11 protein-coding genes and 2 pseudogenes are annotated in these 13,563 nt (G+C 46.1%); 2 read left to right on the top strand and 11 right to left on the bottom strand.

All coding sequences use genetic code 11. The annotated features are described in order from the left end of the window. Positions 1 to 621: 621 nt before the first annotated feature. The 11 genes and pseudogenes from QUE74_RS02985 to ybbA all read right to left on the bottom strand — a co-directional run bounded on the left by QUE74_RS02985 (position 622) and on the right by ybbA (position 12,158). Positions 622 to 1,572: a hypothetical protein gene (locus tag QUE74_RS02985; RefSeq protein WP_000556928.1), complete on the bottom strand. Its 951-nt coding sequence runs from the start codon at positions 1,570 to 1,572 to the stop codon at positions 622 to 624. After that, positions 1,535 to 2,335 (bottom strand): M35 family metalloendopeptidase, encoded by an 801-nt coding sequence (locus QUE74_RS02980; RefSeq protein WP_001063571.1) that lies wholly within the window; start codon positions 2,333 to 2,335, stop codon positions 1,535 to 1,537. The genes QUE74_RS02985 and QUE74_RS02980 overlap by 38 nt, the downstream gene beginning before the upstream one ends. Further along, entirely contained in the window at positions 2,328 to 2,672 is a 345-nt protein-coding gene (locus tag QUE74_RS02975) for a hypothetical protein (protein ID WP_000888476.1), read from the bottom strand. Before QUE74_RS02975 ends, QUE74_RS02980 begins: the two co-directional genes overlap by 8 nt. Before the next feature lie 77 nt (positions 2,673 to 2,749). Beyond that, positions 2,750 to 3,211: pseudogene (locus QUE74_RS02970) on the bottom strand (ISAs1 family transposase); the annotation flags it as partial. Between the two features lie 47 nt (positions 3,212 to 3,258). Further along, positions 3,259 to 4,080, bottom strand: a complete 822-nt coding sequence (locus tag QUE74_RS02965) for a hypothetical protein (RefSeq protein ID WP_001355187.1) — start codon at positions 4,078 to 4,080, stop codon at positions 3,259 to 3,261. A gap of 23 nt (positions 4,081 to 4,103) precedes the next feature. Next, positions 4,104 to 4,895 (bottom strand): M35 family metalloendopeptidase, encoded by a 792-nt coding sequence (locus tag QUE74_RS02960; RefSeq protein WP_000342580.1) that lies wholly within the window; start codon positions 4,893 to 4,895, stop codon positions 4,104 to 4,106. Continuing rightward, the gene (tssI, locus tag QUE74_RS02955; protein ID WP_052953571.1) at positions 4,885 to 7,290 is read right to left on the bottom strand and encodes a type VI secretion system tip protein TssI/VgrG; all 2,406 of its coding nucleotides are present in this window, start codon (positions 7,288 to 7,290) and stop codon (positions 4,885 to 4,887) included. The genes QUE74_RS02960 and tssI overlap by 11 nt, the downstream gene beginning before the upstream one ends. 281 nt (positions 7,291 to 7,571) lie before the next feature. Continuing rightward, a pseudogene (locus tag QUE74_RS29540) lies at positions 7,572 to 7,691 on the bottom strand (hypothetical protein); the annotation flags it as partial. A 918-nt stretch (positions 7,692 to 8,609) separates the two neighbouring features. Then, positions 8,610 to 8,825: a hypothetical protein gene (locus QUE74_RS02950; RefSeq protein ID WP_000115619.1), complete on the bottom strand. Its 216-nt coding sequence runs from the start codon at positions 8,823 to 8,825 to the stop codon at positions 8,610 to 8,612. A 235-nt stretch (positions 8,826 to 9,060) separates the two neighbouring features. Next, positions 9,061 to 11,475, bottom strand: coding sequence for a putative ABC transporter permease subunit YbbP (gene ybbP, locus QUE74_RS02945; protein ID WP_000561886.1), 2,415 nt, complete (start codon positions 11,473 to 11,475; stop codon positions 9,061 to 9,063). Next, positions 11,472 to 12,158 carry a putative ABC transporter ATP-binding protein YbbA gene (gene ybbA / locus QUE74_RS02940; protein ID WP_001110563.1) on the bottom strand — a complete coding sequence of 229 codons (687 nt, stop codon included), beginning with the start codon at positions 12,156 to 12,158 and terminating at the stop codon, positions 11,472 to 11,474. Before ybbA ends, ybbP begins: the two co-directional genes overlap by 4 nt. On the opposite strand from ybbA, the gene tesA reads away from it, so the two are divergent. Both tesA and ybbO read left to right on the top strand, forming a co-directional pair. Continuing rightward, positions 12,129 to 12,752: a multifunctional acyl-CoA thioesterase I/protease I/lysophospholipase L1 gene (gene tesA / locus QUE74_RS02935; RefSeq protein WP_001295836.1), complete on the top strand. Its 624-nt coding sequence runs from the start codon at positions 12,129 to 12,131 to the stop codon at positions 12,750 to 12,752. The genes ybbA and tesA overlap by 30 nt on opposite strands. Continuing rightward, positions 12,742 to 13,551, top strand: a complete 810-nt coding sequence (ybbO, locus tag QUE74_RS02930; protein WP_000148959.1) for an NADP(+)-dependent aldehyde reductase — start codon at positions 12,742 to 12,744, stop codon at positions 13,549 to 13,551. The genes tesA and ybbO overlap by 11 nt, the downstream gene beginning before the upstream one ends. Positions 13,552 to 13,563: the final 12 nt, after the last annotated feature.

Raw genomic sequence — 13,563 nt, 5'->3', positions numbered from 1 at the left:
TGTATATACAGTAAAATCATGCAGCGAACGCCCATCTAAAACAATTGCGGGCGTGTCAGAAAAAAGTCAAATGAATAAGATGGATTATTTTCATAATCAGTCATAAATTTCATCTTTCTTATTTCATGATCAACGATCGCATAGATCTCATGATTAGATTCATCATATCCATAAATGATTTCACCACCAGTACTGGCAGTAGCAGTAGCACTACTACAAATCAACATAATTACAAGTACATATCTAGTCAAGTTGAAAATCCTTAGGGGCAGATGATGTTTTTTCCAAGATGGATTGAAATTTTTCAACATAAGAATCCATTAATTGCTTCTGATATTTTTCATTAATTATTTTTCGCGTATTATTATATTAAATTTTATCACTGTTAATATATGTGGGGATTTTTACTCGTAAAAATCCCCGCCTCAATTCCCCAAATCATAATTGATACAGGACACAACTCTAGCAATGGTATCGTGAATAGTTTTCTTTAATAAGGCACGTCTCAATTCTTGAACATAAATTCGAATTATTTAGTAAAAAAACATCATCCCTGGGAGTATTACCTATTTTTGTATAATGCTATATTTATAGTAAACAATTCACAAGAAAATATTATTACTAATATTTATATTCCTCCCACTGAGCACCGTATCGATGCTTTAACAGTTTAACTTTAATTTCATCATATGTTTTAACTTTACTACCATCAATCTTAAGGCGAATTTTATTCGAGGTGATATCAACATAATTTCTATTTTCCCCACCCGCAGGGAAAAAATCAAACATAAAATTAGACATGTTTTGTTCTTTTTTCATGAGAGCTCCATACTCACACATGTCATTTATATTTTGTATGTATGGAGTGCCCCCCTGACATGATGGATAATGAAAATCAATTATAGTAAAAAGCGATTTATTGACACTCCTCTGAAAGAACCACTTATTATTTACAATACGATAGGTTAAAGATTTAAATGTATACCAGTGACTTCCTGGAAGAAAAGAGTAAGCTTCATTAAGATTGACAGTAAATACCTTAGTTTCTCCAGAGGAAAGCTTTACCCATTCTGATTTTATATCACAATTATCGCCCATACCAAAATAAAGCTCATCATTGGCATCATCCTCAACAAAATCACATATATTGGTTGCGGAAGGACGGAATTTCAGATAGAAACCACTTGTGGATATTAAAAAAGAATCCTCACATAAAGGAGAAAAAAAATAAGGCTCCGATGTGTGTGAGGAGATAGGTAATAATCGTCTATGAATGAAATTTTCGCTACCCCCCAAATTTGTAAAACTTATTTTTGCTAACACACGAGAGTCAATTTGCTTAACGGTTAATCTAACATCAACATCAAACATATTACGATTTGGCAATTTTTCCTCGACTCCGTCAGTGTAATGTGATAACTCAAGTATATTGTCCTCAAGAGTCATCGAATTTAATTTTTGTTCGGAAACATATTGTGCAATAACCTCATCATTGCAGTATCCATGAAATGAAATAAACATTAGCACTGCAATCTTAACTAATCTCAAAATACTTTTCAATATTGTATGCATTATTAAAAACCAGCGGGTCATGTTTTGATTTTAATTCTTTTGCATTGGCAATTTCTCTTTTTTTTCCCAAATCGTTACTGCTTAATCCACCATAATACTGTTCTCCATCCCAGATAATAAAAAGGTGAGATAACTCATGGCATAATGTGGAGACTCGAGAGTTTTCTCCCGTTGGATTTTTACATGTGAAATTTTGTAAGATATCTATAGATATTCTTTCTCGATACTCTAACTTTAAAAGTTCAGCCTTCGACTTATTTTTATACTCACTACTTTGGTATTGGGGCCGATTTAGATCTATATGAGTCGTCTGAGCAGCCGGTATACGGGCTGAACCATTGACTAAATTGGTATAATTTTTAAAATTGCCATATATTAGTTGTACATTATCTTGCGTTCGAGTTTCAATGATCAAGCTATCACAAATCATGATCATTCTGTAAACCCCCTCTTTTATAAAAGTATGTGCGTCAATATTCTTGGTTTGTGGAGTGAAGTTCCCATTATTATCTGACTTTTGACAAGGAGCATAGTGTTCCATTGTTATAATAGCATCACCTGGTAATCCAAATATATCTTCAAAATTTTTCTGATCTGCTGGTGTCCATGCTTCCAGATTTTTCGCTCTGATATTCAATACTCGCTTTGTTTCTTCCAAAGCAGGCGTTATCATGTTGTAAAATTGATCAGTAACCTTTGCTTCTTTTTTACATATATTGCCTTTTTGAGTTACCCCTTGTGAACTTCCTTTGTTATTATTCATAAACACCTCCCTCAATCATATCTATACTTTGATGCAATAGCCTGACTTTTATCGTCAGCTCACTGTCAGTGATAAATATTTCCGTATACCCATCCTTATCCGTTTCCCCTCGCGCTTGTGTGCCGTCCTCAAAAAAGGCAATGTAGCGTGTTTCTGAATACGGTATCCCGTCATCGTCTGTAAAATGAAACTGGAGGGTGTATTTCTCAGGTTCATCCTTATCTTCATTGTCGTTCCCAGAATCATTTCCATCGCCACCACCGACCCCGCCATTGCCTTGCCCGCCCTCTGCACCACCATCTTTATCACTACCTTCATCCGTCAGTGCCTCCAGCACGCCCGGTTGCAGTGTCGGTACCGGAGTCCCCGGACTACCCCCACCATTCAGATTTATCTTCGGCCCCCAGGGAAAGATTACGAAAGCCCGCTCCCCGCAAGGACTGACGCCAGATACTTTCTGTCCATGGCTGCTTTTCGCATCTTACGTCTTAACCCTGCCTTGAATACCTTATCATTCGTCAAAATATTAATAGCGATGTGCCGTATCCCTGAAAATAATTCTGCTGCATTTCCTCTTCTTATTTTGCAGTCGTCTTCATTCATTACCACGTCCAGACGCCAGTGCAGCTTATTCTCCACGTGCCCGTGGTTTCGGATTGCTGTGGCGAACTTCTCTGCGGTTAAATCAGCAGAACTGATATAATATCTGACCGTCATTTCTGGCTCTTTCTTTTGTTCTGCTATTATGGACCGAAAGGAGACTGCCACGCATAATTTCTTCAGCCCTTTCCATTCAAACGTGAAATCAATAAGTTCATCAGGGACATCGCAAACAATATGAAGACGGATTTCTTCTCTGCCGTGACTAAAATGCGAATTATTTAGTACAAAAAAAGCGGCGCACCTTGTTCTTTCCCAGATTCCTAATATGGCAACTTTAAGTTATCGCCGTCTATACTTATAGAAATTTCATCAGGGGTGACGTAAATAGAATTTTTTTCATCCTCAATTGCCCATAACTGATTAATAAAAAAGTGTTTTTTTTCATCTAATAACAAATTATCACATGTAGTAAAATTATTAATATCAAAAAGATCATCAGCACAATTAATTTTTAAATTTAAAAAATAAAGAAAAATATTATTGATTGATTTGAGTGTAAACCACTTGTCATTAACAAATTTATAGCCAGATGATTTTATAAAATAATAATTATCTCCTGGTATAAAGGCATACATATCATTTAAGGTTATACTCAACAAAAAACTACGACCTGGTTTAATAGTATTCCACCGTTCAGGATTCGTATTAATTTCAAAAGGACATGAACCACCTAAGTAGTCCAACGTGATATTCCCAGAGTTGATTCTGAATGGTTTTTTGCATATTGCATCATATTCATCTCCTTTTCCATCTTTTACTTTCATAGGTAGATAATATTTAGAAAAAAAATACGTGGTAGAGCTTTTGTTAGTAAAGGTTATGTTAGCAAAAATCCTGTTATTTTTTTTACTCATAGCTAATTGAGCATTGACATCCGCTATATAATTTATATGATTACATTTTTTCTTACACTCATCATAATTTTCGATAGGATAAATTAATGGCCTTCCTTTGATATCTCTCTCAAGCCCAAACCCGTATTTTTTTATTAAAACCATTTCATCTGCAGTCGATTGAAAGGAATAGAAAAATATAATATTTACGATTGTCATTATTATGATTTTTTTTATAGCTTGCAGCATTAATATATTTCTCGACTTATTAGTTAATGGAGAAGTGCTTTTTCTAATTCCGCTATTTTTTTCTTAACTAAATTGCTTAATATTTCATCATTAATCGAGTCTATCTCACTTTCAATTAATCTTATTTCAAAATATCTTTCTATGTTATATGCATTCTCAAATATTTGATCTTTTTGTTTAGAGATCAGTTTAGTTGCAATACGGATATGTTCGTCATATGAAACTTCATCCTCTTTGCACGTTGAATATTTATCAGTAGTTGTATAATCCTGTGACCACATACCACCTTTTTTATTATCCCTATAATACCACTGAATATGAGACATTTCATGACATAAAGTAGCAACATGAGAATCCTTTCCCGTTACTGGATTTTTTTTGCCATCTCTATACTCAAATTTTGCGCCTATGTTAATTATATAGGGCATATCCTTACTTGGGCTGACGAATGCTGCAAATTCATTACAACCTGTATAATTTATAAAACTGCTCATTGTTAAATCATTAGCTATAATCATTAATCTTCTCACACCATCCATCATAAGAAATCTAGCATTCATGCGCCTGCCTGTATTATGTCCATATTTTCTTATATTAACTTCCTTATTTCCTTTAACACCAAAGATCTTACTGAAATCATATTCCTCCTGTGCTCCCCATCTCAAAAGATCATCTGCTCTTTTTATCAAAACCAACTTTTGTGCCTTACGAGCCTTATCAATCATTATTTTAAAATGATCAGTTATTTTTTGCTCTTTCACACATTCTTCTGGCTCTGGCTTTGGTTGTCCAGAAGTTTGATTATTATCGTCCATAGTGTCCTTCCATTGAGAGAAAATCATCATTCGCAAATAGCAACTTCACTTTAATTTCATGTTTGCTAGATACAAAAAAACGCTCTGTATACCCCTCTTCATCCGTTTCTCCGCGGGTCTGCGTGCCATCCTCAAAGAAGGCAATGTAGCGGGTTTCTGAATACGGTATCCCGTCATCGTCTGTAAAATGGAACTGGAGAGTATATTTTTCAGGTTCATCCTCATCGTCACCTCGATCATCACCACCACTTCCGGTCACGCAGTTCCCTCCAGAGTTTTCATTTTCTTCTCCGGAATCACTGCCATCACCACTCTTCTCATCCCCCAGTGTCTTCAGCACCGCCGGTTGCAGCGTCGGTACAGGCGTCCCCGGACTGCCTCCCCCGTTCAGATTTATCTTCGGCCCCACTATATCCACGCCCCCTGAATGGATGACCACAAACGAGCCACCCAACTTCAGGCTTATCCGGCTGCTGCTCTCCAGCACGATATCCCCGTCCACCTTTATCCCCAGCGCACCACTCACCTTCCTCGCCAGGTCCCCCTTCACCACCAGGCTGTGTTTCCCCTCCACCAGGCTGATATGGTTCCCCGTCGTCTTATGCTCCTGCTTCCCTTCCACCGTCACTTTACGGTCGTTTCTGACGTACAGACCGTCATCGTGACTCACGCTCACCGTCCGGTCATTCGTCACCTTCAGCGTCTGGTCATTACGTACCGTTATGCGCCGGTCGTTCGCCACCGTGATACTCTGGTCGTGGCCCCCTTCTTTTCTGGTGCCGACCTCAACCGTCTGCCCCTTCACCACCCTTATCTTCTGGTCGTTACCGATGGTCTCCGTATGGTCATGCTTCACGTCCGTCGTCCGGTCGTTAAGCACCTCCGTGTCCATGTTCTTCTGCGCGTGGATATACACCTGCTCACTGTCCGTCGCATCCTCGAAACGCAGTTCATTAAAGCCGCTTCCTTTATAGGTCTTCGAGCGGATGGTCATCTGCGTCCGCGTGCCCGGTAAATCCCCCGGTGAACGGTTATCTTCATGGTAGGTCCGCCCCGTCACAATGGGCTGGTCCGGGTCGCCGTTCAGAAAGTCCACTATCACTTCCTGACCCACACGCGGTATCGCCAGATTGCCGAACCCCGGTCCCGCCCATGCCTGCGACACCCGTATCCAGCATGAACTCTCCTCCGTCATCCCGTGATAACGGTCCCAGTGAAACTTCACCCGTACCCGGCCATGCTCGTCGCAGAATATCTCCTCGCCCTTCGGCCCGGTCACGATGGCACTCTGCGGGCCGTCCACCTTCGGCTTCGGCAGCGGCGCGTGACGCCACGTCCTGTCTGCCGGTATCACCTCAAACTGGTTACTCAGCGTCGTCCCTTCACCGTGACTGCCGTGCAGCGCCTGCGGCTGTTCTCCCCGCAGTGTGCTTCCCACAACCTGCCATTCCCGGTTCAGCGTATCCGACGGGTGACCCGACAGGGTAAACCGCGTTCCCGGCCACAGCCGCGCCGTGTTACACACCCCGCTCGCCGTCTCCGCCCCGTTCCGCCACCCTTCCGTCTGGTAACGCGCAAAATCCTGGCCATGCTGCTCATCCTTGAAACGCCCCGGATAATCAAATATCTCGTACTGCGTTCCCTGCCCGTTCAGGCTCTCCCCGTCATGGCTGTAGTACCCCGGCCACCCCGGCACTTTAAACGTATAATCCTGCGTCTCCACCGACGCCACGCTTATCTGCGCACGGTAACGAAACTCACTGATGTACTCCGTCGTTCCCCCGGTCGTCGTGTTCGGGTTAAACGCCAGCGCCCCCATTCCCGTCAGCCCCGCCACGTCATCACACACCGCCAGCTTCTGTTCCGGCCCGTCCTGACTGCAGCGTTCATAAAAGAAGATACCTTCCTCCGCCCACAGCCGGGTCAGGAACGCCAGGTCGCTCTCCCCGTACTGCACGCAGAACTCCCGCGCCGGATGGTCTTCATAAAACAGCGGCATCCACGCCGTCACCCCGTTCTCTCTCAGAAGCTGTGCTGATATCGTCCCGATGTCCTGCTGCTGGAAGATACGGAAGTTCTGCCGTAACCCTGCCCGCCACAGCGGCGGGCTGATGCTCAGGGAATAACGCATCTGCCAGTCGTTGTTCTCACCGAGCTGCACCTCCGTCACGATACCGCTGACGTAACGCTGTGCAGTGTCGCCCTGCCAGACCGTCAGCACCGCGCTTTTCTCCAGAAAATCCTCCGCCGTCAGGTCGGACAGCCCGCTGGCGATATCCACATCCAGGATGAACGGTGTGCAGTGGTGCTGGTACAGACGGAAGCTCACCACCGCCGTCGCCATCTCCACGATGTCGTCCACCGACAGCGTGAAACGTAATCCTTCTGAGGACATATAAACCCCATAGCTACCGCACTCATGGTGCAAACCCTACAGAATTATAAGAAAGACTTAAGTGAGATATCCGTCAGATAGCAACTATTAGGAAAATATTTATATACATTTCATGAATACATTCATTAATACCGAGATGTTTTTGTCTATATAAACAGAGCAAGCTAACGTCCTCACTCCATGAAAGAAACTACGTAGGGGCCTTTCGGTCCATAACAACTTTTTCCCTGTTATATCCTGACGTTCTGGTCTACTGGTGTAGTCATGCATATTGCAACGTTCTACCCATGGAAAGATAAATAAAGCCAGCTCTCCGCAAGGACTGAAGCGAGGTGCTTTCTGTCCATAGCTGCTTTTCGCAACTTACTCCTTAACCCAACACTGAATTTCTTATGATTTGTCACAGTATGAACTTTTAATTTCATACATTGCTCTTTAGTCAATAGAAGAAAAATAAGCACCCTCTCCCAAACGACACAAATAACCTGCAAATGGGAAATGACTTATTACTTAGAAATTTGCAGAGATATAAATCACGAGATATATCCACCTTTTGAGTTAACAGTTACAGACGTTATAACATTATCTTTTATCCAGATATCAACAAAAAAGTCCTTACCACAATAAAGACATTCACAATATCCTTCAGAGATAAAGTTGTCCTTAAGTTTATTTCTGGTTATATTAATAAGTTTATCGCCAGGATTGTAATGTACTAAATTTCCAGATGGCACAAACATCTCAATTTCACACTGTCCTGACGTTCCACATCGAGGGCAAACGCACCATGCTTTCAATAAATCATAATTCGACATTATATTACCTTAATTTATTTCACATCAGCATCCCCCCTTGCAAACCACAACTAAACTATTCCCATAAAATACAACGAGATAATTTTACTGTTAAACGTACATTCACAAAACTCAGGGGAAGAAAAATGACCATCAGTCAAAAATAAAGATAGTTTGCTTAGTGCGTAATCAATTGAATCAAGCGACAAGTATAATTTTATTACTAGTGAGTTCTGTATCAGGACATCATTTTCATTGGGGGATTGTAAAAGTAATAAATTTTTATACGCTACAGGTGATCTGTTTTCCAGTCTAATAGGTTTGCTTGCTTCCGTCTCCAATAAACTATAAAGAGCACAAACCATCTCATGAGCATCATCTTTCTCAAAATGTAAATGAAACCCGCCCAGAGATTTATTAGCAATCATAATACGTTTCTAAAGTTGATTTGAAATTTTGCATTTCATGCTCATCAAAAAAATAAATATATTTTAACTACAAAGCAAACATCACAGCGCATAGCGGTTAATATTCTACCTTAACGACTTTCATTCCTCTTTCAATCATACCATTAATTAATTGATAATACTCTTTATCCCCTACATCTACTATTAGAATATGTCCGGTAAGTTCATTGATGAATAAATACTCAGGTTCCTCATCTGTACCAGCATTTGAAATAACCCAACCTGGATCAGTACCATCTATAAAAAACTCCCACTCTTTAAAATTAACACTCATTTAATCCTCCTTTTTATACTCGCAAGAAAAGGAGAGTATCGTTTCTAACTCTGAAATAAAAGTATGATAAAAGACAGGACCTGGCCTCATTGAATGTTATTTCTCAATTCTTGATAGTTTTTGCCGGATGCGGCTTGAACGCTTATCTGGCCTACACAATCTTGCAAAATCAATATATTGCACGCTCTTCGTAGACCAGATAAGCGTAGCGCATCAGGCAATCTAACACCTGTCATCACCCCGCAAACTGCCTGAACAGCGCCTTACCCTTAACCAGTCGCGCACCCAACCAGCCGCCGAAAAGCGACAGCAGCAGTGCACCGCTACAAGGCAGAACAATCCACAATCGCCAGTCTGGCTCCCACGGGAAATCAAACACTTTTGATTGCAGTACCGCCAGTGCCGTTTCCGCACCAATTGCGGCCACCAGGCCGGAGACAAACCCGAGCATGGCGAACTCACACCACAATGTCGTGCGCAGCAGTTTTTTGCCCGCACCGAGAGTGCGCCACACCACCAGCTCCTGATGACGCTGACGCATTCCCACCTGCACCTGTGCCAGCAACAGCAACATACCGCAGGCGGTGACCAGCACCACCATCACTTCCAGCGCCCGACTTACCTGCTCCAGCACCTGACCGACCTGTTTTAAAATCGCGCCAATGTCTAACAGGCTAATGGTCGGGAACTGGCGGTTGAGTTGCGTCAACATGCCGTTGCCATTCTCCCAGCGGAAACTGGTAAGCCAGCTCTGCGGTTGCCCGTCTAATGCCCCTTCCGGGAAAATAAAATAGAAATTAGGCCGCAGACTTTCCCAGTCCACTTTGCGCAGGCTGGTCACTTTAGCGCGGAACTCCTGGGTATCGCCCATAAAGGTGACGGTATCGCCGAGGGTAACATTTAAGCGTTTCGCCAGCCCCTCTTCCATCGATACTTCATCGGCTTTTGGCGGCCAGTTACCAGCGACAATCGGATTATGATCGGGCCGCGTATTTTGCCAGGTGAGATTGAGTTCGCGGTTGAGCGCCTCATCTTCATTGCCTTCTGTCGGCTTGCCGTTAATCGCCGTCAGCCGCGCCCGCACCACCGGATAAAACGATTCCGGGACTATCTGATGTTCCGCGAGGAACGCTTTTAGCGGAGTAACCTGTTCTGTGGCGATGTTGATTAAAAAGTAGTTAGGACTTTCTGGCGGTAGCTGCTGTTGCCAGCGATCGAGCAGATCGCCACGCAACACCAGCAACAGTGCCAGCAGCATAAAGGAGAGCGAAAATGCCGAAAGCTGGCTTAACGTTGACCACGGCTGACGTAACAGGCGGCTAACCGCCAGGCGCAGAGGCAGCGATTTCAGCGTCATGCGGCGAAGTACATTCAGCAGCATCCAGCCCAGGACACCGCACAGCAAAGCTAGTACTATCGCGCCCGCCAGCACCGCCCAGAGCAGCATACTGCCGCCCATCAGTCCGGCGAGCAGCAGCACAACCACCACACTGACAATCGGCAGATAAAACTTGAGCGGCCAGACGTTCGCTACCACATCATTACGTAATACGCGTAAAGGCTGCGTTGCCAGCAACAAGCGGTACGGTCGTAGCCCCACCAGCAGCGAGATGACCGTCATGGTGCCAAGCGCCCACAGCCATGGCCAGAGGCTGGCAGGCGGTAGTGCGGCAGGCAGAACGGGCTTGAGCAGTACCATCAACACGTTTTCGAACAACAGGCCTATCGCCCCGCCGGTAACGGCTGAAAGCGCCAGCACCATCAGCCACTGACCGACGATTAGCTTACGCAGTTGCGCTCGCCCAGCCCCCAGCGTTTTGAGGATCGCCACCAGATCGTAGCGACTACGACAGTAATGATTCATCGCCACCGCCACCGCTGCCACTGCCAGCAGCAAGGTCAGAAGCGCCGAAAGCAGCAGAAACTGTTGCGAGCGTTCCATCGATCGCCCCAGCGCGCCTTCGTCCTGTTCCAGACCGTACCAGCGTTGTTCGGGTTTAAGCTGGGGTAACAACCATTTCTCATAGCCGTCGAGCTGGTTCTCGCTGCCGCCGAATTTATAGCGCCAGGTGACCCGACTCCCCGGCTGCACGGCTCCGGTTTTATCGACATCCGCCAGATTCATCATCAGACGCGGAGCCATCTGGAAGGGGTTAAAACCGGAATCCGGTTCCTGAATCACTTCTCCGGCAATCCGCAAGGTGGCATCGCCCACGTCAATGGTGTCGCCTGTTTTCAGGTTAAGCAGTGCCATCAGGCGTGGGGCCAGCAATACGCTGCCCGCCTGCGGTTTCAGGCCAGGGGGATTGGTTTGCAGATCGCCATACATCGGGTAGATATCATCCACCGCTTTAACATTCGCCAGCTGCGGCGTATCGCCCGCAAAAGTCATCGTGGCGAAAGTCAGCTGCTTGCCGACTTTCAGGCCGCGCTTTTGCGCTTCCTCCAGCCACGCTTGCGGCACTTCGCGTGAACTGCGCAACGCCCGATCGCCCGCCATAAACTCACGGCTTTGCTGGCTTAAGCCCTTCTCCATGCGATCGCTGATATTGCCCAGCGCCAGCACGCAGGCCACCGCCAGGCTTAGCGCCAGCCAGACAATTAATAGCGACGGCGAGCGCCATTCGCGCCAGAACCAACGTGCAATCATGCTTCCTCCTGCAACTGCCCGTTCACCAGCCGTAAGCAGCGGTCGCAACGTGCCGCCAGTTGAAGGTCGTGGGTCACCATAATCAACGTGGTGCCATGTTCACGGTTGAGAGAAAACAGCAGGTCGGCAATTTTATCGCCTGTCTGGCGGTCAAGGTTGCCGGTGGGTTCGTCGGCAAACAGCACATCAGGCCGACCGTTAAAGGCACGCGCCAGCGCCACTCGTTGCTGTTCGCCGCCGGAAAGCTGTGCCGGAAGATGATCAAGACGTTTACCCAGCCCTAACTGTTCGAGCAACGCTTTCGCCCCATTACGACTTTCCACGCTACTCTCACCGCGCAGCAGCGCCGGAAGCTCGACGTTTTCCAGCGCGTTAAGGGTAGGAATTAACATAAATGACTGAAAAACAAAGCCTACGTGCTTCGCGCGCAACTTTGCCCGCGCTTCTTCGTCCATATTATGTAGCGGTTGTCCCACCAGATTTACTTCGCCACTGCTGCCGTCATCCAGTCCGGCGAGGATCGCCAGCAACGTTGACTTACCCGATCCCGACTCGCCTACCAGCGCGATGGTCTCGCCACGTTTGACAACCAGCTCAACTCCGGTGAGGATGGAGAGTTCATGCTCCCCCTGACCGACGGACTTCTTAAGATGATGAACTTCAACAATGTTTTCCGCTGGCATTTGCCCTTCCTGTTCCTGGTCCTGTTAACCTTCCGTGCCGCCGCAGCGGACACGTTATTGATTCTGGGTGATAGCCTGAGCGCCGGGTATCGAATGTCTGCCAGCGCGGCCTGGCCTGCCTTGTTGAATGATAAGTGGCAGAGTAAAACGTCGGTAGTCAATGCCAGCATCAGCGGCGACACCTCGCAACAAGGGCTGGCGCGCCTTCCGGCTCTGCTGAAACAGCATCAGCCGCGCTGGGTGCTGGTAGAACTGGGCGGCAATGACGGTTTGCGTGGTTTTCAGCCACAGCAAACCGAGCAAACGCTGCGCCAGATTTTGCAGGATGTCAAAGCCGCCAACGCTGAACCATTGTTAATGCAAATACGTCTGCCTGCAAACTATGGTCGCCGTTATAATGAAGCCTTTAGCGCCATTTACCCCAAACTCGCCAAAGAGTTTGATGTTCCGCTGCTGCCCTTTTTTATGGAAGAGGTCTACCTCAAGCCACAATGGATGCAGGATGACGGTATTCATCCCAACCGCGACGCCCAGCCGTTTATTGCCGACTGGATGGCGAAGCAGTTGCAGCCTTTAGTAAATCATGACTCATAAAGCAACGGAGATCCTGACAGGTAAAGTTATGCAAAAATCGGTCTTAATTACCGGATGTTCCAGTGGAATTGGCCTGGAAAGCGCGCTCGAATTAAAACGCCAGGGTTTTCATGTGCTGGCAGGTTGCCGGAAACCGGATGATGTTGAGCGCATGAACAGCATGGGATTTACCGGCGTGTTGATCGATCTGGATTCGCCAGAAAGTGTTGATCGCGCAGCCGATGAAGTGATCGCCCTGACCGATAATTGTCTGTATGGGATCTTTAACAATGCCGGCTTCGGCATGTATGGCCCCCTTTCCACCATCAGCCGCGCGCAGATGGAACAGCAGTTTTCTGCCAACTTTTTCGGCGCACACCAACTCACCATGCGCCTGTTACCCGCGATGTTACCGCACGGTGAAGGGCGTATTGTGATGACCTCATCGGTGATGGGATTAATCTCCACGCCGGGTCGCGGCGCTTACGCAGCCAGTAAATATGCGCTGGAGGCGTGGTCGGATGCGCTGCGCATGGAGCTGCGCCACAGCGGAATTAAAGTTAGCCTGATCGAACCCGGTCCCATTCGTACTCGCTTCACCGACAACGTCAACCAGACACAAAGCGATAAACCGGTCGAAAATCCCGGCATCGCCGCCCGCTTTACGTTGGGGCCGGAAGCGGTGGTCGACAAAGTGCGCCATGCTTTTATTAGCGAGAAACCGAAGATGCGCTATCCGGTAACGCTGGTGACCTGGGCGGTAATGGTGCTCAAGCGCCTGCTGCCGGGGCGCGTGATGGACAAAATATTGCAGGGGTGAGTTGAAGCGCGC

This window comes from Escherichia sp. 10290, from assembly GCF_030295155.1.
In the GTDB taxonomy this organism is placed as follows: Bacteria; Pseudomonadota; Gammaproteobacteria; order Enterobacterales; family Enterobacteriaceae; genus Escherichia; species Escherichia coli_F.
This window is presented reverse-complemented; position numbering and strand designations above follow the sequence as displayed.